Annotated in this window: 26 protein-coding genes; 17 read left to right on the top strand and 9 right to left on the bottom strand. The window is 57.9% G+C overall.

What is annotated here, in order from left to right:
* Positions 1-229: 229 nt before the first annotated feature.
* Complete coding sequence (locus B1C80_RS14510; protein ID WP_077921898.1) at positions 230-709, bottom strand: Lrp/AsnC family transcriptional regulator; 480 nt, start codon at positions 707-709, stop codon at positions 230-232.
* 174 nt (positions 710-883) lie between these two features.
* Between B1C80_RS14510 and ald the strand changes: the two genes are divergently transcribed.
* Complete coding sequence (gene ald / locus B1C80_RS14505) at positions 884-2,014, top strand: alanine dehydrogenase (protein ID WP_077921897.1); 1,131 nt, start codon at positions 884-886, stop codon at positions 2,012-2,014.
* A 67-nt stretch (positions 2,015-2,081) separates the two neighbouring features.
* Here the strand turns inward: ald and B1C80_RS14500 are convergent, their stop codons facing one another.
* Both B1C80_RS14500 and B1C80_RS14495 read right to left on the bottom strand, forming a co-directional pair.
* Complete coding sequence (locus tag B1C80_RS14500; RefSeq protein WP_077921896.1) at positions 2,082-3,347, bottom strand: hypothetical protein; 1,266 nt, start codon at positions 3,345-3,347, stop codon at positions 2,082-2,084.
* A 101-nt stretch (positions 3,348-3,448) separates the two neighbouring features.
* Positions 3,449-3,739, bottom strand: a complete 291-nt coding sequence (locus B1C80_RS14495) for a hypothetical protein (protein ID WP_077921895.1) — start codon at positions 3,737-3,739, stop codon at positions 3,449-3,451.
* Positions 3,740-3,969: 230 nt separating this feature from the next.
* Between B1C80_RS14495 and B1C80_RS14490 the strand changes: the two genes are divergently transcribed.
* Entirely contained in the window at positions 3,970-4,872 is a 903-nt protein-coding gene (locus B1C80_RS14490; protein ID WP_077921894.1) for a sterol desaturase family protein, read from the top strand.
* Positions 4,873-4,939: 67 nt separating this feature from the next.
* Positions 4,940-5,881, top strand: coding sequence for a DUF2268 domain-containing putative Zn-dependent protease (locus B1C80_RS14485; RefSeq protein ID WP_077921893.1), 942 nt, complete (start codon positions 4,940-4,942; stop codon positions 5,879-5,881).
* 75 nt (positions 5,882-5,956) lie between these two features.
* Here the strand turns inward: B1C80_RS14485 and B1C80_RS14480 are convergent, their stop codons facing one another.
* On the bottom strand, positions 5,957-7,441 hold the full coding sequence (locus tag B1C80_RS14480) for an FAD-binding protein (protein WP_161492769.1): 1,485 nt from the start codon (positions 7,439-7,441) through the stop codon (positions 5,957-5,959).
* A gap of 160 nt (positions 7,442-7,601) precedes the next feature.
* Here B1C80_RS14480 and B1C80_RS14475 point away from each other — a divergent pair, with 160 nt between their 5' ends.
* Positions 7,602-7,985 (top strand): iron chaperone, encoded by a 384-nt coding sequence (locus tag B1C80_RS14475; protein WP_161492768.1) that lies wholly within the window; start codon positions 7,602-7,604, stop codon positions 7,983-7,985.
* Between the two features lie 3 nt (positions 7,986-7,988).
* On the opposite strand, the gene B1C80_RS14470 is transcribed toward B1C80_RS14475, so the two are convergent.
* A complete protein-coding gene (locus tag B1C80_RS14470) occupies positions 7,989-8,300 on the bottom strand; it encodes a GNAT family N-acetyltransferase (protein WP_077921890.1) in 312 nt (103 codons plus the stop codon).
* 245 nt (positions 8,301-8,545) lie between these two features.
* Between B1C80_RS14470 and B1C80_RS14465 the strand changes: the two genes are divergently transcribed.
* From B1C80_RS14465 to B1C80_RS14455, 3 genes are read left to right on the top strand one after another with little or no spacing between them, the layout of a single operon-like run.
* Positions 8,546-9,514, top strand: a complete 969-nt coding sequence (locus B1C80_RS14465) for a YafY family protein (RefSeq protein ID WP_077921889.1) — start codon at positions 8,546-8,548, stop codon at positions 9,512-9,514.
* A gap of 57 nt (positions 9,515-9,571) precedes the next feature.
* Positions 9,572-10,039 carry a DUF3224 domain-containing protein gene (locus tag B1C80_RS14460; RefSeq protein WP_077921888.1) on the top strand — a complete coding sequence of 156 codons (468 nt, stop codon included), beginning with the start codon at positions 9,572-9,574 and terminating at the stop codon, positions 10,037-10,039.
* Positions 10,036-10,419, top strand: coding sequence for a VOC family protein (locus B1C80_RS14455; RefSeq protein WP_077921887.1), 384 nt, complete (start codon positions 10,036-10,038; stop codon positions 10,417-10,419). The genes B1C80_RS14460 and B1C80_RS14455 overlap by 4 nt, the downstream gene beginning before the upstream one ends.
* Positions 10,420-10,479: 60 nt before the next feature.
* Here the strand turns inward: B1C80_RS14455 and B1C80_RS14450 are convergent, their stop codons facing one another.
* A complete protein-coding gene (locus B1C80_RS14450) occupies positions 10,480-11,700 on the bottom strand; it encodes an acyl-CoA dehydrogenase family protein (protein WP_077921886.1) in 1,221 nt (406 codons plus the stop codon).
* A 187-nt stretch (positions 11,701-11,887) separates the two neighbouring features.
* Between B1C80_RS14450 and B1C80_RS14445 the strand changes: the two genes are divergently transcribed.
* On the top strand, positions 11,888-13,231 hold the full coding sequence (locus tag B1C80_RS14445) for a sigma-54 dependent transcriptional regulator (protein ID WP_077921885.1): 1,344 nt from the start codon (positions 11,888-11,890) through the stop codon (positions 13,229-13,231).
* Positions 13,232-13,244: 13 nt separating this feature from the next.
* Here the strand turns inward: B1C80_RS14445 and B1C80_RS14440 are convergent, their stop codons facing one another.
* Positions 13,245-14,090 (bottom strand): AraC family transcriptional regulator, encoded by an 846-nt coding sequence (locus B1C80_RS14440; protein WP_077921884.1) that lies wholly within the window; start codon positions 14,088-14,090, stop codon positions 13,245-13,247.
* Between the two features lie 171 nt (positions 14,091-14,261).
* Between B1C80_RS14440 and B1C80_RS14435 the strand changes: the two genes are divergently transcribed.
* The 4 genes from B1C80_RS14435 (at position 14,262) to kdpA (B1C80_RS14420) (ending at position 19,213) form a co-directional block, all read left to right on the top strand.
* Positions 14,262-15,059 (top strand): phytanoyl-CoA dioxygenase family protein, encoded by a 798-nt coding sequence (locus B1C80_RS14435; RefSeq protein WP_077921883.1) that lies wholly within the window; start codon positions 14,262-14,264, stop codon positions 15,057-15,059.
* 82 nt (positions 15,060-15,141) lie between these two features.
* On the top strand, positions 15,142-16,983 hold the full coding sequence (locus B1C80_RS14430; RefSeq protein WP_077921882.1) for a glycoside hydrolase family 13 protein: 1,842 nt from the start codon (positions 15,142-15,144) through the stop codon (positions 16,981-16,983).
* Between the two features lie 399 nt (positions 16,984-17,382).
* Complete coding sequence (locus B1C80_RS29005; RefSeq protein WP_077921881.1) at positions 17,383-17,463, top strand: potassium-transporting ATPase subunit F; 81 nt, start codon at positions 17,383-17,385, stop codon at positions 17,461-17,463.
* Positions 17,464-17,497: 34 nt separating this feature from the next.
* A complete protein-coding gene (gene kdpA / locus B1C80_RS14420) occupies positions 17,498-19,213 on the top strand; it encodes a potassium-transporting ATPase subunit KdpA (RefSeq protein ID WP_077921880.1) in 1,716 nt (571 codons plus the stop codon).
* Here the strand turns inward: kdpA (B1C80_RS14420) and B1C80_RS14415 are convergent.
* On the bottom strand, positions 19,205-19,477 hold the full coding sequence (locus B1C80_RS14415; RefSeq protein WP_077921879.1) for a DUF6516 family protein: 273 nt from the start codon (positions 19,475-19,477) through the stop codon (positions 19,205-19,207). The genes kdpA (B1C80_RS14420) and B1C80_RS14415 overlap by 9 nt on opposite strands.
* Before the next feature lie 73 nt (positions 19,478-19,550).
* Positions 19,551-19,847, bottom strand: coding sequence for a hypothetical protein (locus B1C80_RS14410; RefSeq protein ID WP_077921878.1), 297 nt, complete (start codon positions 19,845-19,847; stop codon positions 19,551-19,553).
* A gap of 32 nt (positions 19,848-19,879) precedes the next feature.
* Between B1C80_RS14410 and kdpB the strand changes: the two genes are divergently transcribed.
* The 5 genes from kdpB to B1C80_RS14385 all read left to right on the top strand — a co-directional run bounded on the left by kdpB (position 19,880) and on the right by B1C80_RS14385 (position 26,700).
* Positions 19,880-21,955, top strand: a complete 2,076-nt coding sequence (kdpB, locus tag B1C80_RS14405) for a potassium-transporting ATPase subunit KdpB (protein ID WP_077921877.1) — start codon at positions 19,880-19,882, stop codon at positions 21,953-21,955.
* Positions 21,956-22,032: 77 nt separating this feature from the next.
* The gene (locus B1C80_RS14400) at positions 22,033-22,596 is read left to right on the top strand and encodes a K(+)-transporting ATPase subunit C (protein WP_077921876.1); all 564 of its coding nucleotides are present in this window, start codon (positions 22,033-22,035) and stop codon (positions 22,594-22,596) included.
* Between the two features lie 15 nt (positions 22,597-22,611).
* Positions 22,612-24,315 (top strand): potassium-transporting ATPase subunit KdpA, encoded by a 1,704-nt coding sequence (kdpA, locus tag B1C80_RS14395; RefSeq protein ID WP_077921875.1) that lies wholly within the window; start codon positions 22,612-22,614, stop codon positions 24,313-24,315.
* A 118-nt stretch (positions 24,316-24,433) separates the two neighbouring features.
* Positions 24,434-25,567, top strand: coding sequence for a porin (locus B1C80_RS14390; protein WP_077921874.1), 1,134 nt, complete (start codon positions 24,434-24,436; stop codon positions 25,565-25,567).
* 8 nt (positions 25,568-25,575) lie between these two features.
* Positions 25,576-26,700, top strand: a complete 1,125-nt coding sequence (locus tag B1C80_RS14385; protein WP_077921873.1) for a histidine kinase — start codon at positions 25,576-25,578, stop codon at positions 26,698-26,700.
* Positions 26,701-26,706 lie beyond the last annotated feature (6 nt).

Genomic DNA, 26,706 nt, shown 5'->3' with positions numbered 1-26,706 from the left:
GCAGCCGTTCGGGCATCCAGATCATCCATGGCCCGTCAGGGCCTTCACAGCGCAGCGTCGGTAGCAGTCGTTCGGCATCCAGATCATCCATGGCCCGTCAGGGCCTCCACAGCGCAGCGCGGTAGAATCGAAAACCGTTCAGCATCAGCCCAGGCCCGTCAGGGCCCTCACAGCGCAGCGTCGGTAGAATCGGTAACCGTTCAGCATCAGCCCAGGCCCGTCAGGGCCCTCACAGCGCAGCGTCGGTAGCAACGGGGATCACCGTGGAGTTTTTCACCTCATCCATGACAAAAAAGCTGCTGATGTGGAGCATGCCCGGAATAACCGACAGCCGCTCCTGGTAAAACCGGTTGTAGGCGTCCATATCGCGGCTGATGATCTTCAGCAGGTAATCGAAGGTACCCGACACGCGGTTACACTCGAGCACCTCGGGCAGATCGCGAACGGCCGTATCGAAACCGGCAAATGTATCGCGGGTCTGTTTGTCGAGGGTAACCTGGCAATAAACCATCAGGCTGTTGCCCACCTTTTTCTTGTCGATCAGCGTAACGTATTGCGAAATGACACCCTCCCGCTCCAGCCGTTTGATTCGTTCGTGAACCGGCGTTTTGGAAAGGTTGATCTGCTGCCCGATCTCCTGAATGGTCAGGCGGGCGTTGGTTTGTATCAGGCTCAGGATACGACGATCGGTTTTATCTAGCAGTTCCATACGGAATTTTTACGGACACCCAGGCGAAAACACCTCCTATTACAGGAAATTATACTGCCAATATTGTAATTACAGACCGAATTTCCCAAAAAAGTGACACGTATTAGAAAAGATATACACCCACTTTATCTTTGTCCTACCCATAACAACTAACCTAAACGCATCCAGCTCATTATGGTTATCGGCGTTCCCAAAGAGATAAAAAACAACGAGAACCGCGTGGCACTGACCCCCGCGGGCGTTACGGAACTACGCAAGCACGGCCACACCGTCTATGTACAGGTCAACGCGGGCGAAGGCAGTGGTTTCGAAGATGAAGAGTATATCGAAGCCGGTGCCGTTATGCTGCCGACCATCGAAGATGTCTACGGTATCGCCGAGATGATCATGAAGGTTAAGGAGCCGATTGCGTCTGAATATAACCTTATCAAGCAGGACCAGCTCCTGTTTACCTACTTCCACTTTGCCTCATCGGAAGAACTGACCCAGGCTATGCTGGCGAAGAAAGCCGTATGCCTGGCCTACGAAACCGTTGAACGGCCCGACCGCAGCCTGCCGCTGCTGGTGCCGATGTCGGAAGTAGCCGGCCGGATGGCTATTCAGGAAGGAGCCAAGTACCTGGAGAAACCGCTGAAAGGCCGGGGTATCCTGCTGGGCGGTGTGCCGGGCGTAAAACCCGCCAACGTCCTGATTCTGGGCGGTGGTATTGTCGGCACCCAGGCGGCCAAGATGGCCGCCGGACTGGGCGCGCACGTTACGATCATGGACGTTAGCCTGGCCCGCCTGCGCTACCTGTCCGATATTATGCCGCCCAACGTACAGACCATGATGTCGAACGAGTACAACATTCGGGAGATGATCAAAGTCTGCGACCTGATTGTGGGCGCGGTGCTGATTCCAGGCGCCAAAGCCCCCCACCTGATTACCCGTGAGATGCTGAAGCAGATGCGGGCCGGCACCGTACTCGTCGACGTAGCCGTTGACCAGGGGGGCTGTATCGAAACCTGCCGGCCAACGACCCACGAAGACCCGACGTTCATCATCGACGGGGTGGTTCATTACTGCGTAGCCAACATGCCGGGTGCGGTACCGTATACCAGCACCCTGGCGCTGACCAACGCAACTCTGCCCTACGCCCTGCAACTGGCCAACAAAGGCTGGCAGCAGGCCTGCCGCGACAACATGGATTTGCAACTGGGTCTGAACGTAGTCGATGGCAAGGTGGTATACAAGGGCGTTGCCGATGCGTTTGGCCTGGAGCTCACGCCCGTCAGCACCATCCTGAGCGAAGAAGAACTGGCGTAAGCCACGATAGTATTACCCATTCATCGACAGACGTGGGCCGCTCTCTCCGGAGAGCGGCCTTTTTTTTTCAGGCTAGTTCGGCGCTGATGGCTGATGCAGCAGCAAAGTCAATAAAGCGGGTCGGCACGGTGATCATGGCGGGCAGCAGCCGGCAGAGGGCTTCGCGGCCCGTATCCCACCGGCGGGCTATGTTTTCTTCACGCACCGCAACGGGTGCCTTCGGCTGGCCGGGCTGGTCGAAGTACTCCGGCATGCGGGCTGTCATGGCCTCGCGGACGGCTTCGATAGAACCGGACAGGATCAGCTCCGGCTCGGCCTGGGCCAGCTGAATCAGCGCGCGGCCGATCGATGCGGTGTAAAACGCACAGTCGATGTCCTGATGCCGGACGGGTACGCCATCGTGCAGCCGCTGCAGGTTCACGCTTCCGTCTTCGAGCCGGGCCGATACGGGTGTCTCGTTGGCCGGGGCCGGGAATACCACGTCTACTTTATGTTTGAATTTATCCCACCAGGGGGGCGTACCCGAAGGGTTCAGCGTGTCGCAGAAGATAAGCCGGCAGGGCCGGTCGGGCTGTTGCGGGTTCATCACAAGCAGAGCCGCACCCAGGTGCCGGTCGTCGGCCGCGTGGCGTCGCTGGATGATAAAAATATGCAACCGGTCATCGTCATCCAGACTGGCCTGTTCAGTGGCCGCCCGAACGGCCCGCAGCGACTCATCCATGTACCCCTCGGTCACGACATGAATCGGCAGCGAGGCCGGAGCCAGCGCTTCCCGGCGCAGCTGGTCGCCCAGGATGGTCAGGGCGGTAGTGTCGGACCGGCGGGTGCCGAAATACATACCGATGTCCTCCCGAACCTGATCGGCGGGCAGGTGGCTGGTATCGACGGTGTCGCCATAATCGCTCTGGCGGCTGGGCGGGCTGTAGCGGAACGGCACCTCGCGGTGTTCGCGGTGGGCGGCTACGTTATAGATCCGGCGTTCAAACTGGGCCAGCAGGGGCTCGTAGGCATCGTTCTGAAAGTAGATCTCATGCACCGAACGCAGCAGATGGCGCGCAATGGCGTCGTTCCGCAGCAGCTGCTCCAGGGCATCTTCATGATGCTGAAAGAAGCTTCGCAGCGCTCCCTGCTCAATGAATGCGTCGGCATCCGTATCGGCATGAAAGCCCGATATGGTGCCCTGGTCGATCCAGTTGCGCAGGAACGTACGAACGGCCAGATCGAAAGCCAGATTGGCTTCCTCGGCTTGTTTTTGGGAATAGGTATATACAGGGGTCTGATCCAGTCTGATCAGACCAGCGGGCTCGGATACGATCCGAAACACTGTTTGCATGTGGGGAAGTACGCTGGGAAAATAGCCCCACAATATACATAGAATTCAAAGGATTTCCGAAGGAAATTGCCCGCAAACCTCCATTATATTTTTGTGAACCCTCAGCCCAGCTGTTCGGTCACCAGCACCTGCCACTCGTCGGCCAGCGATCCGTCGAAAAACGACGTTCCGGCGCGCCGATACCAGTAATTCGCGTTGAAGCGGTCGCCTTCTTTGCGGTGCAGGTACGCGTGCAGCCGGTCGTAGGGCTGATCGCCCTCGCGGCTCTGGGCTACTTCGTGGGCTTCTTCCCACTGTTCATTGGCGTCGTACCAGAGGGCTTTCAGAATAGGGTGGACAGCGGCCGGGGGTTGCGGGTCCGACAGGCTGGCGGTAAACTGCTCGAAGGTCATGTGTCAATCTGCTTTTACGTACAGGGCTGCAATATAGGAGGCCGGTTCAGACTCTCGAAGCCGCCTGGTCCTTATCCCATCAACCGGAAGACCGGCGCCCCTGTTTGCAACCGGTCTATCGCCATAGCCTGGGCCTACATGTAAACAAAACTGTATTTTTCTGTAAATTGCGAAGAGTACAGCGCGGGCAGTACGGACCATACAACCTCCCTGGCTCCGCTAAAACACGCATGAAAGATCTGATTCAGTACGCTATTCCGGGCTTTGTCATTCTGCTGGTTGCCGAAGTGATTGTAACGGCTATCCAGCAAAAGGATTATTATGAGGCTAAAGACACGGCCAGCAGCCTGAGTATGGGCATCGGCAACGTGATTGTCGGGTTTGTGGGCAAAGCTATTGTGTTCGGAGCGTATTCGCTGGTGTACCAGTTTCGGCTGTTCACGATCGACATGAGTCAGTGGTGGGCCTGGGGGCTGCTGTTTTTTGCCGACGATTTTAGCTATTACTGGTTCCACCGCATCAGCCACAGCAGCCGCTATTTCTGGGCCTCGCACGTGGTGCATCACTCGTCCAGGAAATACAACCTCGGTACGGCCCTGCGGCAAACCTGGACCGGTACCCTGTCGGGGGCCTGGCTCTTCTGGGTATGGTTACCGCTGATCGGCTTTTCGCCAGTGGCCGTCATGACCATGCAGGCCATCAGCCTGCTCTACCAGTTCTGGATTCATACCGAGCACATCGACCGGCTCCCCGCCCCCATCGAGTTTATATTCAATACGCCCTCGCACCACCGCGTGCATCACGGGTCGAACCTGGCCTATCTGGACAAGAACCACGCGGGTGTGCTGATTATCTGGGACCGGCTTTTCGGCACTTTCGAGCCCGAAACGCACCGGCCAACCTACGGCCTCACCAAGAACATCGACTCGCACAACCCACTCCGGATCGCTTTCCACGAATGGTCCGACATAGCCCGCGACGTCATCCATGCCGGCTCGTTCCGAAACGCCCTGGGTTACCTCTTCGGCCCGCCCGGCTGGAGCCACGACGGTAGCCGCCAGACCACGAAACAACTCCTGAAGCAGCAGGCAAATCGCCCGGCCCAGCCCAGCGAAAAAACCGAAGCCGCCTGACCGACTCGCCCCGACTGTATCGATAAACGAACCGGCCGGGCTTGTTCCTGCGCTAAAAACTGACGTTATGAGACGCTTCGTCGCCTTTCTCTTCCTCAACATCCAACTGACAACCCTGGCCCAATCCGTCAAAACGTCGAATCCGGACAGCATCACGTTTAACCTGCAGGACGTACGGAATTTCTGGACGGCCTACGATCTGCTGGCCACGGCTTCGAGCCAGGCCGACAGTCTGGCCGTTATCAACAATCAGTATCTGGCTAAAGCAAGCCGGGGCCTTGAGCTGTACCGGGACATGTCGGGCTCGAACGCGGGGAGTTTCCTGGAGGTCATCCGCAGGCATCCTGCCCTGTTACGATCGATCCGGTCGAATACACTCGCCATTTCGACAAAGCAGCGGCCTATCGTGGACGGCGCGCGAAAGCTGAAGGCGATTTACCCGGGCAGCGTTTTTCCTGAGTTGTTTTTTTGCGTGGGGAAGTTTGAGGTGGCCGGCAATCGAACCAATGATATTTTGTACATCGGCACTGAACTTACCTGCCTGTCCAATGATTCCCCGCTCGATGAAATTGCCAATCCCTACCTGAAGGCCGGGGTCATGCGGTTTGATAAGCTGGACGCGGTCTGTCTGCATGAGATCGTTCATTTTCAGCAACAGCTCAACCCGAAAAACAACCTGGAATTGGCGCTGGTCGAGGGCGGGGCCGAGTTTATTACCCATTACCTGACGGGTAAATCAACCATGCAGGCCGTTTTCGACCAGATGAATCCGACGCTGGAAAAAGCGATACAATCGGAGTTCGCCCTTCAGGCCGGCAAACCCATCGAGGCCAGGTGGTTTCTGGCCATGGGCGATGCGCAACGGAAGCGACCGGGTATGCTGGGGTACGTGGTTGGTTTCCGGCTTTGCGAGAATTACTACAGAAAGGCCCGTAACAAACAGGAAGCGCTGCGAAATATAATCACCCTGAGCAACCCGCAAACCATCCTCAAAGCAAATGGGTATTAACGACTGTCTACCTCGTTGCCTGAGCTAAGTGGAAGTCGAATGATGCATTAAAAACGATTATTCTTCAAATCTATCTTAATCAAAAATCCGAAGGCCAGCGCCCAGCAGGGCATCCGGGTCGTACTGCTGTTTTATTCGGGTTAGTTCCTGCCACAGCGGGCCGAAGTGGCGCGCCCAGTCGCGGGTGTCCATCGGTACGGCGCTGATGGGATACAGTTGCCCGCCCGTGCTGACGACCCGCTCGTAAAGATGTCGGTTCCGGGCGACGACAGCGGCCATCAGGTCGGGATCGGGCGCAATGGTGCGCAGGATATCCACGAGTACGAAGGTCGGCCCGTCCGGCACCCGAAACAGTGGACAGTGCAGTGTGTCCCGGTTGAACGGATAAAAGAGCAGCAGGGAGCCGGGGCCGAAAGTAGTGTTGTCGAGTTGGGTCAGGATGTCTGTCGACACGTGCATAACGGCGGAGTCGGGCACGAACAGGTCCAGCCAGGGATGGGGGAGCTGGCCCAGCCCGGCCGCATCCAGTTCGTTAACCAGCTGCACCACCTGATCGGTAAACGCAACGTACGTCCGGTCCTCGACCTGATCAGCTTCGCCCGCTACCGGCAAATCGAGATCGGGCAGCCCGGCCAGTTCCTCGACGTCGTCGTAAAAAACGGTAGCCTCCAGAAAAAACTGAAAACGGAGCCGACGCGAGCCCGGCCCTCCTGCCGGCGTTGCCGACTGGGCCGGTACGGGAACGGCGTTTCCGCGGATGTAATCGATAGCCGAACAGGTCGTTAACCAGCGCAGATCGGCCAGCAGGGTGGTGTGGTCGGGGTAGAAGAAACGGTAGGTACGGGCCTGCTGACGAGCCGGAATGAGCCGGAGGGTAGCCTGCACCAGTATGCCGCAAAGGCCTAATCCGGCCAGTACATTATAAAAAAGCCCGGCATGAGCCTCGGCCGAACAGGTCAGCAGCTCGCCCTGTCCCGTTACCACCTGAAGTTCGACAACCTGATCGACCTGCGCGCCATAGCGGAAACTCCGGCCACCGACCCCACCAACCGATAACGTACCGCCCACGGTCAGCGCCGTAAAGTCGGTCAGCACGGGGGGCGTCAGCCCGACGGCGGTCGTAGCCAGTATAAGATCGCGCCAGATGACGCCCGCATCGACCCGCACCCGATCGGGCGTAATGTCATGAATCTGGCAAAGGCTGCGCATGTCCACGACCAAACCGGCCTCGGCCTGCGCCTGCCCGAAAGCCGTATGCCCACAACCGCGGCCTACCAGTCGGATACCGTGCCGACGGGCAAAGCGGACCATCGTTACGACGTCGGCAGTGGAGCCGGGGCGTAACCAGGCCAGTGGTGTCCGATGAATCAGGTGGCCAAAGTCATCGGCCATATCGGCGAGGGCAGACGGATCAGTGATCAGGTTTCCGTCCAGGCGCGGCACCGGCACGAAGCGGCTGGCGGTGTCGGCTGCCATTACCCAGCTGCGCTCGTCGGGATCGAAGTACAGGGCGGGCGGTTCGGGGAGTTGATCGGCGGAGGTCCGTGGGGCAACTGACATGGGAGCAGACTGGCAGCTTGGCATTCCCCGTCAATGTAGGCGTTATTCCCGACGCGGTCAAATGAGATTGGGTTATATCCCTCAGTCCCGTAGATTTACCCAGCGATTGCCCCGTTCCAGACCGAACTACCCGAACTACCCGACTACCCCTATTCCACTCATGACCACCCAGGTACCCTCGCCCAGCGCCAGCCCGACCGATGCGTACATCGACACCTTCCCGGCACCGGTTCAGGAACGGCTGCGGACGTTACGCCAGCTCATCCAGGACGCCCAGCCCGACGCCGAAGAAATGTTCAGCTACGGTATGCCCGCCTTCAGACGGAATGACGTAACGATCTGGTTTGCAGCTTATAAAAAACATATCGGGCTGTATCCGATGTACGGGATGGCGCTCTACAACGAAGAGATGGCTCCGTACCGGGGCAAAGGCACTAAAGACGCGCTTCATTTTCCGCATGATCAGCCGCTCCCTACCGATTTGCTGGTCAGGCTGGTTCAGCATAAATTTTCGGAGTCGCCCTCATCCACGCCCCGTTCGTGAGATTTAAAAGTCGTTGACGCTGTAGGCCGTGGAAACAACCCGGTTCCAGTCGGGGTGCCGCTTGAGGTAAGTCGATACGAAGGGGCAAAGCGGCACAATTTTGAGGTTGTTACGCTCCACAAAGTCAAGCACCCCTTTGACCAGATGCGAACCAACGCCCTGCCCTTCCAGACTAGGGTCTACTTCGGTATGGGTCAGGGCCAGCGTTTCATCGTCTACCAGCTGGTAAGCCACAATATTGAGTTTTCCGTCGACAGTCAGTTCAAACCGGTGGTGATGGCGGTTGTCGGTAACGGGGGTGTCTGCTAAGTTCATGCGATCGGAGGTTTTCTCTCTTGTACACCAAAGTGGGGTAGTTTGTTCAGGAAAGCCCCCGCCCCGGCGCACCGACATGGCACAAAAACACCCCTCGTATACACCATCCGTCACTTGCTCGGCCAATCGCCCCTGGACCCGGTCCCACTCGCGAAAAATCACAGTCGAAACCCCGATTTTTTAGGTGAAATCAGGCTTATTTTTTATCTTTAACTACCCTGAACAACCTGATTCCTGCTCTATTTATGAACCGTCTGGACCGCCTGACTGCCATTCTGATTCATCTGCAAACCAAGCGCGTCGTCCGCGCTCAGGAACTGGCCGATCGCTTTACCATCAGCCTGCGAACGGTTTACCGCGATATCCGGTCGCTCGAAGAAGCGGGGGTTCCTGTCGGTGCCGAAGCAGGCGTGGGCTACTTCCTGACCGATTATCACCTGCCGCCGGTCATGTTTACCAACGCTGAAGCTAGTGCGCTGGTGTTCGGCGGCAAACTGGTCGAAAAGTGGGGCGACGAGTCGGTACAGACCGCTTTCGAGTCGGCGCTGTTCAAGATAAAATCGGTACTGAAGCGCCCCGACCAGGAACACCTCGACGACCTGGCTCCGCATGTGGCGGTACACAAGCCCAACCTCCGCGAACCCTATGTCGGGGGCCTGCTCAACACGCTCCAGCACGCCATTGCCCAGCATCACGTTCTCGCCATCTGCTACCAGGCCGGCTACACCGATACCGAAACCCGGCGCGAGGTAGAGCCCGTTGGCCTGTACCATTACGGCATGGTCTGGCACCTGATTGCCTACTGCCGAACGCGGCAGGACTACCGCGATTTCAGGGTCGACCGAATTCGGGAGCTGGTCGACACGGGGCGGCCGTTTGCGCGGCAGGAACGGCTTAGCCTGCGCGAATACCTCGACCAGATGCGCCGGCCCGACATGCCCGTCGTGAATGTATCGGTCTCGTTCACCAAAAAAGCCGCCCGGTTTGTGCAGGAGCACCGCTACATGTGGGGCTTTCAGCGCGAAGAAGACCTCGGCGACCGCGTACGGATGCATCTGTGTACGCCCTACCTCGAAGGGCTGGGCCGGTGGCTGCTCTCCTACGGCGACTCGGTCACGATCGAAGCCCCCGACCAGCTGCGAACCCTCATGCAGGCGCTGACCGAAGAGCTTTTTGCCCATTACATGCCGGTCGAGGAAACGCTGCTGACATAGGGCTGTCACCAGACCAGCCGATCTTTAGGCCATCATGTCATCCTAAAGCATGCGTTTATGCAGCCCAACCCGATGTTTGTCTCCTCCCTGACACGTTCGCTTCTTCACCTGACAGCCCGACGTACGGTCAGAAGCTGGACGGAAACCCCCTACGATGAACTGACCGACGCCCCTACCCTGACCCGCTCCGGCGTGACCAACACTGTGTCGGGTGACCTGGAAGGCGAAAGCTGGGAGCAGTACCTGATGACGTACCGCAGCCAGACCTCCTGCAGCTTCGTCAGCCTCGAGCGTTTCATCGGTAGCCTCGACGGTCATCGGGGTAGCTTTGTGATGCAGGGAACCGGCACCTACGAAGACGGCGTAGCCCGGGGCATGCTCACCATCGTACCCGGCAGCGGCACCGACGAGCTGACCGGCCTGCAGGGCAGCGGTACGTTCGTAGCTGCCGAAGGCCGCTTCTCAACGATCCGGCTGACCTGCGAACTCCTGCATACCCTTGTTGAAAACAGCCCCGGCCTATGAAACTGAACGCCGGAGTGATCACCGAGAAGCTGGCCGAAACCCGCGACTTTTACACCCGCGTGCTGCAGTTTGGCGTAACGTTCGAGAACGACTTTTACCTCCTGCTCCATACGCCGAACCAGCAGGCCGAGCTGAGCTTTCTGCGCCCTCACCATCCCTCGCAACAGCCACTGTTCCAGCCGGCGTTCGGGAGACAGGGCGTTTATCTGACCATCGAATACGAGGACGTTGACGCCGAATACGAACGTGTAGTCGCGTTGGGCCTCCCCATCGCCATCGATATCCGCAACGAACCCTGGGGTGACCGGCACTTTGCCATCGTCGATCCCAACGGCATCGGTGTCGATCTGGTCACCTACGCAGCCCCTGACCCGGCCTGAACACAAAAAGACCCGTCATAGCACGGGTCTTTTTGTGGCTTTATCTGTTCTGTCCTCTGCTTATTTGTAAGCCGGGATACCGGTGATGTCAGCGCCGAGAATGAGCAGGTGAATATCGTGGGTACCTTCGTAGGTGCTGACCGACTCCAGGTTCATCAGGTGGCGCATGATCGGAAACTCGCCCGTTATGCCCATACCACCCAGAATCTGCCGGGCTTCGCGGGCTATCCGCAGGGCCATTTCCACGTTATTGCGTTTGGCCAGCGAGATCTGGGCGGTCGTGGCTCGGTCTTCGTTTTTCAGCATACCCAGCCGCCAGCAGAGGAGCTGAGCCTGGGTGATGTCGGTGAGCATCTCGGCCAGCTTCTTCTGCACCAGCTGAAAACTGGCGATCGGCTTGCTGAACTGAATCCGTTCGAGGGCGTAGCGACGGGCCACTTCGTAACACTCCATAGCCGCGCCCAGCGCGCCCCAGCTGATGCCGTAGCGGGCCTGATCGAGGCATTTCAGCGCGCTCTTCAGCCCAAACGCGTCGGGCAGCATGTTTTCTTTCGGCACCTTCACATCCTGAAAAACCAGTTCGCCGGTGGTACTGGCCCGCAGCGACCATTTGTTGTGGATTTCGGGGGTCGAGAAGCCTTCCATGCCGCGCTCGACCAGCAGCGCCCGGATCTTGCCCTGGTCATTCTTGGCCCAGACAATGGCGATGTCGGCAATGGGCGCGTTGGTGATCCAGAGCTTGGAGCCGTTGAGCAGGTAATAGTCGCTGCGTTCGATGAAGTTCGACTCCATGCCGCCAGGGTTAGAGCCGTGGTTCGGTTCCGTGAGGCCGAAGCAGCCGAGCAGTTCGCCCGTAGCCAGCCGGGGCAGGAATTTCTGCCGCTGCTCCTCGGAGCCGAACGCCCAGATCGGGTACATGACCAGCGAACTCTGCACCGAAACGCAGGAACGGCAGCCCGAATCGCCCCGTTCAATTTCCTGCGTCATGAGGCCATAGCTGATCTGATCCAGTCCACCCCCGCCGTACTCGGTGGGAATAGTGGGTCCGAAAGCGCCGATCTGCCCAAACTTCTGCACCAGATGAACCGGAAACTCGGCCCGCTGCGCATAGTCTTCGACGATGGGGCATATCTCGCGCCGGACAAAGTCGCGAACGGCCGACCGAACCAGCTTGTGTTCGGCCGTCAGCAGATCATCGAGCTGGTAAAAGTCGGGCGACTCGACCGGGGAGGTAATCCGGGAGTCGACTTTGTTACGGGATGGGGTCGATTGGGGTTGCATAGGGGGTTAACTCCGGAGAGTATGGCTTGTTGGCGAAATAACATTTTTTTAGCATTACTTCGTATCTCACCCTGGTATCGTGACGTTTCGGGTGCGTAGCCGGTCCCGACCGGCCGGGCGATATCGTTCGCCATCCGTTTTTCATCCGTACTTTGCAGCCCGATCAGTCACTCAGCGTACGCACTCTATGCCCGCCACGATTCTCCTCATCGATGATGAACCCCGGCTGCGCCAGCTACTGGCCCGGATCTTACAGCTGGAAGACTATACCGTTCTGGAAGCCGACACCGCCCGGGCCGGACTGAAAACCCTCGAGCGCGAAACGGTTCAGCTCGTCATCAGCGACGTCAAACTGCCCGACCGGAACGGTATCGAGCTGACCCAACAGATCAAGCAGCTTTACCCGGCCACCGAAATCATTGTACTGACCGCCTACGGCACCATTCAGGATGGCGTTGCGGCCATAAAAAACGGCGCTTTTGATTACATCACCAAGGGCGACGATAACGACAAGATCATTCCGCTCGTTAGCCGGGCCGTGGAGAAAGCGAACCTGCAGTTCCGCATCCGCCAGCTGGAAGAGCAGATGAGCCGCCGACAGGGGTTCGATACCATCGTGGGTCATTCCAGACCGCTCCGGCAGGCGGTAGAACTGGCCCGTAAGGTGGCCGTTACCGATACCACCGTGCTGCTCACCGGCGAAACCGGTACGGGCAAAGAAGTTTTTGCGCAGGCCATTCACCAGGGAAGCCCCCGCCGAAACGGGCCGTTTGTGGCCATCAACTGTGGCGCGCTGGGCAAAGACATTCTGGAAAGCGAACTCTTCGGCCACCGGGCGGGCGCCTTCACCGGGGCCAGCCGCGACCAGAAAGGGCTGTTTGCCGAAGCCGACAAAGGCACTATCTTTCTCGATGAGATCGGCGAGATGCCGCTCGACCTGCAGGCCAAACTGCTGCGGGTGCTCGAAACCCACGAGTTTCTGCGCGTGGGCGACACCAGACCGACCCGGACCGATGTGCGAGTAGTGGCGGCTACCAACCGGAGCCTGGAGCAGGAAGCCAGCGCTGGCCGGTTCCGGCTCGATCTGTACTACCGGCTGTCGGTCTTCAGCATCGAACTTCCGCCCCTGCGCGACCGGCGCGACGACATTCCCGCGCTGGCCGAGCTCTTTGCCCGGCAGGACGCGCTGAAAATTGGCCGCCGTGACCTCCGGCTCAGCCCGGCTTTCGTACAGAAACTGCAGCAGCACCCCTGGAAAGGCAACATCCGCGAGCTCAAGAACCTCATCGAACGGGCCGTCATCCTGGCCGACTCCGCCGAGCTGACCCCGGATCTGCTACCGTACGAGATGCAGGACGGCCCGGCCGCCACTGACCCCAACGCTATTGTTGACCTCGCCACCCTAGAGCAGCAGCACATCCGGCGGGTATTGCGGCATACCGGCGGCAACAAAACCGAGTCGGCCCGACTACTGGGCATTGGCCTAACGACACTGTATCGAAAGCTGGCCGAATATGGGCTGGACGGCTGAAGTCAACCCATATTCAGATACGGTGCTGCGCCCGGTAGAGGCCCGGTGCCGTATGAAGCCGACGCTGAAAAAGCCGGTTGAGGGTGCTGATGTTGTCGAAACCCGTTTGGGTGGCTATCTGGCCCACCGGCAGATCGGTAGCAACCAGCAATTGGCATACGTGCGTCAATCGAACTTTGTTGAGGTAATCGACGAACGTTACGCCCATGTGTTGTTTGAACCACCGGCAAAAGGCATTGGGCGCAAAATGACAGACCCGAGCCAGTTCGGCCAGCGGAATCGGCCGCTGATAATGGGCGTTCACGTAATCGATGGCGGTGCGGATGCGGGTCGATGCGTCGGTTAGAGCCGCGTGTCGCTGATAAGTCTGCAGCAGGATCGGTTCCCGGGCGGGTAGCTCCTGTAGCTGGTTGAGCAGGGCGAAGAGGCCGGCCAGCGCAGGCAGGCCCGGATGCTGGATGATCTGCCGGATGGTTGTTACCAGGTCGGTACCGGGCCGGGCAAAGGCGAGGCCGCGCCGGGCCGCGTCGAACAACCCCTGCAGCGGAGCACATTCGACGAACCCATCGAACAAAGACCGCGGAAACTGAATGACGAGGGCTTCGACCAGCGGAACGGCTTCGTCTTCGTAGCTCACGAACGTATGGGGCAGGTTCTCGCCAATCAGGAATAGATCGCCTTCGTCGTACAGGGCGATATCGTCACCGATGAACCGCATGCCTTTGCCACGGGCAAAAAACACAAGCTCCAGTTCAGGATGGTAATGCCAGTGGGACCGGAACGCGGGCTGGTTCAGCTGAAACGCTCTGAACGAAGCCAGGCCCTTTGTCGAAATACCAGCTTCCAGTTCGGGTTTCATTACCTATTTTACCTGTATATACGCATAAAAGTCAACCTGATGGTAATATCGGAAAAGTATTCGGATAAATGGGTAATCCAGGATGACAGACTCGCGATAGAACTTTGTGGCATCAGTCGACACCTCACCCGTTATCGGCTGCCCAACTTGACCAACCAATCAGCAACGGCCATGACACGCCTGGATACCCCTTACGAACTCACCTCCGACCAGATCGATTTTTACCAGACCTACCAGTTCATCAAGCTAAAGCACGTCTTTGATGCCGATACGCTGGCCCACTACAACGAGGTCATTAGCCGGCAGGTTGCCCACATGAACACCGTCACTACCCAGCTGACCGAACGCGACACCTACGGCAAGGCGTTTTTGCAGCTGTTCAACCTCTGGCGCGAAAACGAAGCCATCCGAACGCTGGTGTTCAGCAAACGACTGGCCAAACTGGCCGCGGATCTGATGCAGGTAGCCGGCGTCCGGATCTATCATGACCAGGCCCTGTTCAAAGAAGGCGGTGGGGGCATCACGCCCTGGCATGCCGATCAGTATTACTGGCCGCTGAGCAGCGACAAAACCATCACGGCCTGGATTCCCCTGCAGGCAACGCCACTGCCGCTGGGTCCACTCGAGTTCAGCGCCGGGAGCCACCGAATTGTGGAAGGCCGCGACCTCAAAATCAGCGACGACAGCGAAACGCTGATTGCCGAAAAACTGCGGGTTACGGACTTCAAACACGTGATCGAACCGTTTGATCTGGGCGAAGTCAGTTTTCATTCGGGCTGGGTGTTTCACCGGGCCGGGGCCAACCTGACCGACCAGACCCGCAAGGTTATGACGGTCATCTACATGGATAAAACCATGCGGCTGAAACAACCCACCAACCGCAATCAGGAAAACGACTGGCATACCTGGTGTCCGGGTGCAACGGTAGGCCAGGTGATCGATACGGCGCTGAACCCCGTGCTATACTGACCCCCTGCCGAGCCGGTCAGGCTGGCCGGCCTTTCTGCCTACGTCCTTCTTTTTGCCTTCAACCTATCTCGTCTTTTTACCTATGCCCCGATTTATTCTGCTGGCTTTGCTGCTGGCTCTGACACCCGTAACCCTGCTTTTTGCCCAACGCGTTGAACCTGCTTTCTGGTGGGTCGGCCTGAAAGATCCTCACCTGCAGGTACTGATTCACGAAACGAATATTGGCGATACGCAGCCCCGCCTGTCGTATCCGGGGGTAACGATGACGAAGGTCAGCCGGGTCAAAAGCCCCAATTACCTCTTTATTGACCTGGTTATTGGCCCCGGCGCTAAACCCGGTACGTTCCCGATCCAGTTCCTCAGAAACGGCAGACCGGCACAAACGGTTGTTTATGAGCTGAAAGCCCGGAAAGCCAACTCGGCCCAGCGGCAGGGGTATACGGCGGCCGACGTCATGTACCTCATCACTCCAGATCGCTTCGCCAACGGAAACCCGGCCAACGACAACGCGGCCGATCTGGCCGACAAAGCCAGCCGCACCGGCCGCGATACGCGCCACGGGGGCGACATTCAGGGCATCATCAACCACCTCGACTACCTCCAGGATATGGGCATCACGGCCCTGTGGGTCAACCCACTGGTGGAGAACAACATGCCTTCCGGGTCGTATCACGGCTATGCCAGCACAGATTTTTACCGAATCGACCCCCGGTTCGGCAGTAACACCGACTACCTAACCCTCTCCCAAGCTGCCAGCCAGCGAGGCATCAAACTTATCATCGACCTGATCATGAACCACTGCGGCTCATCACACTGGTGGATGAACGACCTGCCTACCGACGACTGGCTGAACGAACAGAAAAAGCCCCGGATTACCCACCACGCCCGCGAGAGCATTCAGGATCCCTACGCGTCTGACTACGACCGGCGCCTGCACGCCGACGGCTGGTTTGTACCGACGATGCCCGATCTGAACCAGCGCAATCCGCTGCTGGCTACTTACCTGATTCAGAACACGATCTGGTGGGTCGAATACGCCGACCTGCACGGCATCCGGATGGATACCTACCCGTATCCCGACAAGGATTTCATGACGCAGTGGTCGAAACGGCTCATGCAGGAGTATCCCAACCTGAATATGGTCGGCGAAGAATGGTCGCTGAATCCGGCAATCGTAGCTTTCTGGCAAAAAGGAAAGCAGAACCGCAATGGGTACGTTTCCTACATGCCCGGCATGTTCGATTTCCCGCTGCAGAATGCCCTGGTCGAGTCCCTCAACGAAGACGACCGGCAGTATAACCGGGGGCTGGTCAAGCTCTACCAGACCCTCGCGCAGGATTTTCTGTATGAGCGCCCCCAGAACCTGGTTACGTTTCCGGACAACCATGACATGAGCCGGTTTTACACACAGATTCATGAGGATTTTGCGCTATGGCAGATGGGGATGATCCACCTGTTGACCACCCGCGGCATTCCACAGCTGTTTTACGGCACCGAAGTCCTGATGACCAACCCAAAGAGCGACCGGCACGACGAAATCCGGGGTGAAATGCCGGGGGGCTGGCCCGATCATACCGCCAGCGCGTTTACCGGCCAGGGGCTGACTGAGAAACAGACGGCGGCCCGGGCGTTTCTGAGAAAACTCCTGCGCTGGCGTCGTACCAACGAGGCTGTGCAGACCGGACAACTCAAGCACTTCGCGGCCCGCGATGGCCTCTACCTATACGTCCGCTACACCAACACGCAGAAGGTGCTGGTGGTGATGAACAAGACCCCGGAAACTACCACGCTCGATACCGCCCGGTATGGCGAAGTGCTGGCCGGTCATACAACCGCCCGAAACGTACTGACCGGCCAAACGCAGGCATTAAGCCAGCCGCTGTCCATAGCCGGCAAATCGGCCGTTATCTTCGAGCTTCGGTAAGCAAACCATCCGAACAAGTGGTCCGTGTCCGCACCGACACTACCAAATTGAAAAGCCGACCCTACCAAAATGGTAGGGTCGGCTTTTTCTATTCCCCGCTCCCCAATCCACTCGACCAACACAAACTCCTCACTTACAGATAGCTATAGCCAAAACCCGTTTTTCACGACCAGTTTGGACTCCTTTTTGGCACAGGGTAGTCAGCAACCAACCTGATCAATACAATGGCTACTGTTCTGCTGCTTCTCGTTTCGGCCCTGCTCTGCTTCGCCGTGTTTTACAAAACCATCGAATGGTTCGAACGAATCTAAACCTGCTATCATCAACAACCGCCATTCACTGGCTAAAACAGACGCAGCGGCTGGCTCGCCGGGTGCTTGCGGCTTCACACACACGATCATGCTGACGATCCTGTTTATCATTTCTCTCCTGGCTTTTGCCTACATGCTGTATGTGCTCATCCGGCCCGAACGGTTCTAAACCAGCCCCCAGGCTTCGATTTATACGTTAACCCATGACAACTGAATTATTAGGCGTGGTGGCCATGTACGGCCTGACCGTCCTGCTGGCGATTCCACTGGGCAAGTACCTCGCCAGCGTGTTTGCCAATAAGCCCAGCGCACTCGACTTTATGGCGCCCGTCGAACGGCTGATCTACCGGATCGGCGGTATCGACGACACCCGCGACATGCACTGGAAAGAGAATCTGGTGGCGCTGCTGACCATCAATCTGGTCTGGTTTCTGCTCGCTTTCGTTCTGCTGCTCACCCAGGGCTCGCTCCCGCTGAACCCCGACGGCAACCCGTCCATGTCGCCCGATCTGGCGTTCAATACGGCCATCAGCTTTCTCGTCAACTGCGATCTGCAGCACTATTCGGGCGAGTCGGGGCTGACGTATCTGACGCAGCTGGGGGTAATCACCTTTCTGCAATTTGTATCGGCGGCCACGGGCATTGCCGCGCTGGTGCTGCTTTTCCGGCATTTTCTGCCGCAGACGACCGACCGGTCGGGTAACTTTTATACTTTTTTTGTCCGGTCGATCACCCGCCTGCTGCTCCCTCTCTCGCTCGTGGTGGCACTGGTGCTGGCCTTCAACGGTACACCGGCCAGCTTTGCCGGTAAAGACACCCTGATTACGATGGAGGGCGATACCGTAGGCGTTTCGCGCGGCCCGGCCGCCGGTATGATTGCCATCAAACACCTGGGTACCAACGGGGGCGGCTGGTTCGGTGCCAACTCGGCCCACCCATTCGAAAACCCCAATTACCTGACCAACATGGTCGAGATGATTGCGCAGGTACTGATCCCGATGGCCATGGTGTTTGCTCTGGGCTTTTTCATTAACCGGCGCAAGTTTGCCTGGATCGTCTTTGGTGTCATGACTACCGGCATGCTGCTGTTACTACTACCCACCATCTGGTCGGAGCTGAACGGGAATCCGGCCCTGACGCAGCTGGGCATTGCCCAGCCGACCGGCGCCATGGAAGGCAAAGAAGTTCGTTTCGGCCCGCTGGCTTCGGCTTACTGGAGTATTGTGACGACGATTATCTCGACGGGTTCGGTCAACAGCATGCACGATTCGGCCATGCCTTTGTCGGGCGCTATGCAGCTGCTGGGCATGATGACCAACGCTTTCTATGGGGGCTGCGGAGTAGGCTTTCTGAACTACTACATCTTCCTGATCGTAGCGGTCTTTATCTCCGGGCTGATGGTTGGGCGGACTCCCGAGTTTTTCGGCCGCAAAGTCGAAGCCCGCGAAATGAAGATTGCCTCGCTGATCGCCATCCTGCACCCGTTCCTCATCCTGGCGGGTACGGCTCTGTCGTCGTACGTGCTGATCCATAGCCCCGACGCCGACTGGGCCGTTAAGCCCGCCAACTGGCTCAACAACCCCGGTTTTCATGGTTTTTCGGAGATGCTTTACGAATTCACCTCATCGGCCGCCAACAACGGTTCGGGCTTCGAAGGTCTGGGCGATAACAATGTGTTCTGGAATATATCGACGGGCTTTGTACTGATTCTGGGTCGGTTCCTGCCCATCATCGGACCGCTGGCTATTGCCGGGCTACTGGCGCAGAAGAAGTACGTACCCGAAAGCGCCGGCACCCTCCCGACCGATACCGGCACGTTCGGACTGATGACGTTTGCCGTCATCGCCATCATTGCGGCCCTGTCGTTCTTTCCGGCCCTGGCGCTGGGTCCGCTAGCCGAGTTTTTCTCTCTACACTGACCCTTGTACGGCAATGAAAGCAAGGACTTTTTCGAGCGTCATCGGTTCCGAGGGGAGCACGTTTTCTTCCGTATTTACATGCTGGTGGTAGGGCGACGTATCAATCCCAGGCATATCATGGGCATTGTCCCAACGAACGATAAGAGTATGATTGGCAGTCTGCCACTGGTAGGCGTAGTCGATCCAGCCAGTAGCTAACACATGATTCTCACGAATATGAACAACGGACTGATCGATCAGGGTAAGGCGCCCTCGAATCTGCATAATACCTGGCCTGTAAACAGGTTTAAGGGAAGAAGCCTCTGTGATAAAACGGGCAAAGGCTGCAAATCATGAATCATAGTGTCAATGTGGCCAACCGCTTTTCAATGCTCCGCAGCACCGTAAGCTCTGCCCGCCAGTCCATGCTGTCATCGTCGCGCTCGAACAGGCTGAACTGGGTAAGCAAATGAAACTGCTTATCAAATTCAGCATACGTCATTTCGTACTTTTTCTCGAACGCGTCAATACGACCCAGGCTGACCTTAAGTTCCTGCAATAGTTCTTCTCTGGCCTTTTTGATGGCGTAATCCGTACTGGAAGCATATCCCATTTCGTGGAAGATGCTTTCAACCGAAGTCTGCTCAACTGTCATAGTTACATGTCGTTTTATCAAAGTTAACAAAAATGGCAAAACAAGCCTCCCCATCACTGTTCCAGCGCGACCTGGTGGGAACCGCCCTAAAAGAATCGTTCGTTAAACTAAACCCGGCGCTCCTAATCAAGAACCCGGTTATGTTTACGGTCGAAATCGGCACCTTCGTGATGCTGGCCGTCACGATCTACATTGCGCTCTCGGGCGATACGACCCAGGGCTCACTGGCCTACAATATCGTTATTACGGCCGTGCTGCTACTCACCATCCTGTTCGCCAACTTTGCCGAAGCCATTGCCGAAGCACGGGGAAAAGCCCAGGCTGAGTCGCTCCGCAAAACCCGCCAGGAGACACCCGCCAAGGTGATCCGGCCGGTGGGCGCCTACCAACTGGACGAAGTAGAAACGATCTCGTCGGCCCAACTCCGTAAAGGCGATGTGTTTCTCTGCGAGCCGGGCGATATCATCCCGTCCGACGGCGACATCATCGAAGGGCTGGCTACCATCGACGAATCGGCCATTACGGGCGAGTCGGCGCCGGTGATCCGCGAAGCCGGTGGCGACAAATCGTCAGTGACGGGTGGTACCAAAGTTCTGTCGGACCGGATCAAGGTCATCGTGACGACCCAGCCGGGCGAGTCGTTTCTCGACAAGATGATTGCGCTGGTGGAAGGAGCCTCGCGGCAGAAAACACCGAACGAAATTGCGCTCACCATCCTGCTGGCGGGCTTTACGCTGGTGTTCATCATCGTCTGCGTAACGCTGCAGCCCTTTGCCGTCTACGCCAACACGCCCATTACCATTGCGGCCCTGATCTCGCTCTTCGTCTGTCTGATTCCGACCACCATTGGCGGGTTGCTGTCGGCCATCGGGATTGCGGGTATGGACCGGGCCCTGCGCGCCAACGTCATTGCCAAGTCGGGTCGGGCCGTAGAAACAGCGGGGGATATCGACACGCTGCTGCTCGACAAAACCGGTACCATCACCATCGGCAACCGGAAAGCCACTCACTTTTATGCCGCGCCAGGTATCGACCAGGCCGACATGATCCGGGCGTCGGCGCTGAGTTCGCTGGCCGACGAAACGCCCGAAGGTAAGTCGATTGTCGAGCTGGCCGGTACCGATGTGACCCGCTCGCTCAGCACGACCGGTGCTACCCTGATCAAGTTTACCGCCGAAACGCGCTCGTCGGGTATCGACCTGCCGCAACCAGGAAAAGGCAATGCAACTGACGTACTTCGTATCCGAAAAGGGGCCGTTGACTCCATTCGGGCACTGGTTGAAAAAGCCGGTCAGCCCTTCCCGACCGAAACGACCGACAAAGCCAACGACATTGCAGCCAATGGCGGCACCCCCCTTGTCGTGACCGAAAATGAACGGGTCATGGGCGTCATCGAGTTGCAGGATATCATCAAGCCGGGCATTGCCGAACGGTTCGACCGGCTCCGCAAGATGGGCGTCAAGACCGTTATGGTAACCGGCGATAACCCCCTTACGGCCCGGTTCATCGCCCAGAAAGCGGGCGTCGATGATTTCATTGCCGAAGCCAAGCCCGAAGACAAGATGCAGTACATACGCCACGAACAGACCGGCGGCAAACTTGTAGCCATGATGGGCGATGGCACCAACGACGCGCCCGCCCTGGCCCAGGCCGACGTGGGTGTGGCAATGAACTCAGGAACGCAGGCTGCCAAAGAAGCGGGCAATATGGTCGACCTCGACAATGACCCCACCAAGCTAATCGAGGTAGTTGAGATTGGAAAGCAGCTGCTGATTACGCGGGGTACGCTGACTACCTTCAGCATCGCCAACGACGTAGCCAAGTACTTCGCCATCGTACCGGCGCTGTTTGTGGCCAGCATACCGGCGCTGCAACGCATGAACCTGATGCAGCTCCACTCGCCGGAGTCGGCTATTCTGTCGGCGGTGATCTTCAACGCCATCATCATACCGGTGCTGATTCCGCTGGCTCTGCGGGGCGTAGCCTACAAACCGATCGGAGCCAGTGCGCTGCTGCGCCGGAACCTCTTCATCTACGGATTTGGCGGTCTGGTAGCCCCCTTCGTCGGCATCAAACTGCTCGATCTGCTTGTAGGACTGTTCGTCTGATTAACTGATTCACGCAGCGTCGGGTATCCGGCCCGACGCTGCCCCATAAACAGCCGGGTGAAACCGGCATTAATCTCATGAGTAAACACCTGTCCCCAGCTATCCGACTTTCGCTGGTCCTGCTGGTTCTTGTATCCGTTATTTATCCGCTCGTTATTGCGGGCGTGGCCAAACTGGCTCCCGGCGGGGGAGATGGCGAAACCGTATCGATAAACGGCAAGGTTGTCGGGTACGCCAACGTTGGTCAATCGTTTACCGAAGACCGGTATTTCAACTCGCGCCCGTCGGCCGTTGACTATAACGCAGCCGGGTCGGCGGGGTCCAACAAAGGCCCGAGCAACCCCGATTATCTGAAAACGGTTCAGGCCCGCATCGATACGTTTCTGGTCCACAATCCCGGCATTCGGAAGGCCGATATACCGGCCGAGCTGGTCACGGCATCGGGTTCGGGCCTCGACCCACACCTGTCGCCGGCCGCTGCCACCATTCAGGTGGCCCGGATTGCGCGGGTACGGAACCTACCTGCCAACCGGCTGACCCAACTCATCGGCGAGCATACCGAGAAACCACTACTCGGCCTGTTTGGCCCCGAAACAGTTAACGTACTGAAACTGAACGTAGCGCTCGATCAGCTGCGATAGCTATTACGGCTTGCTATGCGTTTTGACCTGATAGGCCTGACCCTGTTTTTTACAGCGTCGATGGGGCTGGCCATCCTGACGGGCCGGTACATAGGCCGGGTTTTTCGAGGGAATAGCACCTGGCTGGACTGGCTGGGGCCCCTTGAGCGGCAGCTTTACCGGCTGATCGGTGTAGACCCGAACGAGCCCATGACCTGGCAGCAATATGCGCTGGCCCTTGGCACCCTGAATGGCGTCTGGCTCGTTTATGCCTTCGGAATGTTGCTGGTTCAGTCGGTTATACCCGTCTGGAACCAGCAGCAGATTCCGGATATGGACTGGATGCTGGCCCTCAACACCGCCATCAGTTTTCTGACCAGCACCAACCTGCAGCATTATTCAGGCGAGAGTGGTGTCACCTATTTCAGCCAGATGGGTGTGCTCATGTTTCTCCAGTTCGCTTCAGCGGCTACCAGTCTGTCGGTAGGCGTCGCCGTGGTCCGGTCGTTACAACCGCACACGTCCCGCAACGTCGGTAATCTCTACCAGGATCTGGTTCTGTCGATCACCCGCGTGTTTATGCCACTGTCGCTAATCGGGGCTATAGCACTGGTTCTGACGGGGGTACCCATGACATTCTCATCCTACTCGGTCATTGAGACCATCGAGGGCGTTTCACAAACGATTGCATCAGGTCCGGTAGCAGCGATGCTGCCCATCAAGCACCTGGGTTCGAACGGGGGCGGTTTCTTCGGCGCCAACACGGCGCATCCGTTCGAGAACCCCAACGCTTTCAGCTACCTGATCAACCTGCTCAACGTACTGCTGCTGCCAATGGCGTTTATCTGCTTCGTCGGGGATTTTCTGAACCGGCGAAAGCTGGCGGTAATCCTGTTCACGATCATGACCGGGTATTTTCTGGCCCTGACAATCCCGATCGTTACCCAGGAGTTACGCGGAAATCCGGCCATTCAGTCGCTGGGTATCAGCCAGGCGTCGGGCAGTCTGGAAGGCAAGGAGATGCGGTTTGGTACGCTGGCCTCGGCGGTCTGGTGCGGTGTCAATGTCGTTATTCCGGCCGGTACGCTCACCGGCATGCATGACAGCTTCACCCCGCTATCGGGTCTGTTCATGTTGCTGGGCATGCAGCTGGATGCGTTTTATGGCGGAGTGGGGTCCGGTTTCCTGTATATGTTTCTGTACCTTATCATCGCCATGTTCATCGGTAGCCTGATGATTGGCCGCACCCCAGAGCTGCTGGGCAAAAAAGTAGGGATTCCCGAAATGCAGATAGCGTCGGTTATTCTGGTGGCGCTGCCCTTGCTCTATCTGGGCGCTACCGGGCTGGCTGTAGCTATTCATAACGGGCACCCTGACGTGGGCTGGCTCAGCAACCCGGGCTACCACGGCTTTACCACTATGCTCTACGAATTTGTTTCGTCGGCGGCTGGCAACGGGTCGGGGTTCGAAGGGCTCGGCGACAATACCCCTTTCTGGAACCTGTCTACGGCCGTAGTTATGCTGCTGGGGCGCTTCATTCCGCTTATTGGCCCTCTAGCCATTGGAGGGCTGCTGCTCCAAAAGCAGTACGTGCCGCCGACTGTCGGGGTGTTACCCGCTGAATCATGGACGTTCGGGCTGCTGCTGGCAGCGGTCATCATCATCAGCGGGGCGCTTAGTATCTTCCCGGCAGCCACCCTTGGCCCGATAGCCGAATATCTTACCCAGTATCATTTTTGATACGCCGGTACCGGCCTGACCAGTCAGGACCTGGCCAGAAGCGTGTTATCTGTAAAAAAAGAGACAACTGTTAACAAAAAGAGTACAACAAACCAGGGTTCGTTCAGAACCCATACCCATGAATAAATCGGCTTATTTTTCCCTTCTACTGGCTGCTACGGCGCTTCCTGCCTCGCTGACCGCACAAACCATCGACTCAACGACCAGCCCGTCGGTTACTACCGTTCAGCCATCATCACCGCTCACCCTGACCGGCTACGTTGAAGCGTATTACACCCACGATTTCACCGCGCCCAAAACCAGCCAGGAACGGCCCGGCTTTCTCTACAACCACAAGCGAAACCGGGAGCTGAATATCAACCTGGCCTATGCCCGGCTGGCCTACGCCACCGATCGGGTACGGGGTAATCTGGCGCTTCAGGTCGGTACCTACGGACAGTACAACTACGCGGCCGAACAGGGGCTGGTAAAACCGATCTTTGAGGCCAACGCCGGGGTTAAACTGTCGCGCCAACGGGATCTCTGGCTCGATGCCGGCATATTTCCGTCGCATATCGGCTTCGAAAGTGCCATCTCCAAAGACTGCTGGACCCTGACGCGGAGCATCCTGGCCGAAAACTCGCCTTACTACCTCGCGGGTGCCAAACTGACCTACGCCAGCCCAAACGGAAAATGGACTCTGCTGGGCTCGGCCCTGAATGGCTGGCAGCGGATCAAAAAAGTGGAGGGATACCGGGGGCCTTCCTTCAGTACGCAGGTGCAGTTCCGGCCCTCGCCCCGGCTGACGCTGAACTGGAGCAGCTTCCTGGGGTCTGACCGGCCCGACTCACTGCGTCAGGGACGTTTCTTCAACAACTTGTACGCCATCATCAACCCCGCTGGCAGAGTAGGCCTGATACTGGGCTTCGACATCGGGGCCGATCGGAAGCCGGTCATCGACAGCGGCCAGCGGGCCGGCAGCGGCTCTTACGTCTGGTACTCGCCGGTAGTGATTGCCCGGCTGAAAACCTCAGCCACGAGTTACCTGAACGGACGGGTCGAGTATTACGACGACCGGAACGGCGTTATTATCGGCACGCCCGACTTCCAGACCTGGGGTTATTCGCTGGGGTATGACTATGCCATCCTGCCCACGGCCCTGTTCCGGATCGAAGGAAAGGTTTACAACAGCCAGACGTCTATCTTCGCTACGCAGAGCGGTACAGGCCGTAGCAACGCATCCCTGACCACCAGTTTAGCCGTTTCGTTTTAAGCTGTATCATGAACCCGAACGATCAGACTGCCGAACGTTTTCTGAACCTGATCCGCGAATCAAGGCGGGGTAAGTTCAAGATTTACATTGGCATGAGCGCGGGCGTCGGCAAGTCGTACCGGATGCTGCAGGACGCGCACGCCCTCCGGCGCAACGGCGTCGACGCCCGCATCGGGTTCATTGAAACCCACAACCGGGCCGAAACGGCCGCGCTGGTTGTGGGTTTACCCGTTATTGGTCGGCGGAGCCTGTTCTATAAAGGGCGTGCGCTCGACGAAATGGATGTGCAGGCTATTCTGAACGCCCATCCCGAACTGGTGATCGTCGACGAGCTGGCCCATACCAACATTCCCGGGTCGAAGAACGAAAAACGCTGGCAGGACGTGCTCGACATTCTCGACGCCGGCATCAACGTCATCAGCGCGGTCAATATCCAGCATATCGAAAGTTTATACGACGAAGTACGGGCCATTACCGGCATCGACGTAACGGAGCGCGTGCCGGACCGGGTGGTACAGCTCGCCGATGAGGTGGTGAACATCGACCTGACCGCCGATGAGCTGATAGCCCGGCTCCGCGAAGGCAAAATTTACGACCCCGCCAAGGTACAGACGGCTCTGGCTAACTTTTTTCAGCCCGACCGGATTCTGCAGCTGCGCGAACTGGCCCTGCGCGAAGTGGCCTCGGCCGTAGAACGGAAGATCGAACTCAGCCAGCCGCTGAACGGCACGATCCGGGCCGAACGGCTGTTGGCCAGCATCAGCAGCAACCCCGACACCGCCCGCCGAGTGATCCGCAAAACGGCCCGGCTCGCCAGTTACTACCAGTCGCGCTGGTATGTATTGTACGTGCAGACGCCCGCCGAAGCCCCCGACCGCATCCGGCTCGATCTGCAGCGGCACCTCATCAATAACCTGAAACTGGCAACCGAGCTGGGGGCCGAAGTTATCCAGGCCAAAGGCACCAACGTTGTCAACTGCATCATGACCGAAGTCGAGAAACGACAGGTTACCACCGTTTGCATCGGCAAGCCCCATTTCAGCCTGACGCAGATTATTTTGCGCACCTTCGTGTTTAATCAATTACTGAACAAGCTGTCCGAATCCGACACCGATCTGGTTATCCTGTCCTGAAACGAG

Source organism: Spirosoma sp. 209 (genome assembly GCF_002006735.1).
Taxonomy (GTDB): domain Bacteria; phylum Bacteroidota; class Bacteroidia; order Cytophagales; family Spirosomataceae; genus Spirosoma; species Spirosoma sordidisoli.
The sequence above is the reverse complement of the archived record's forward strand: the minus strand, read 5'-3'. Positions and strand labels throughout refer to the sequence as shown.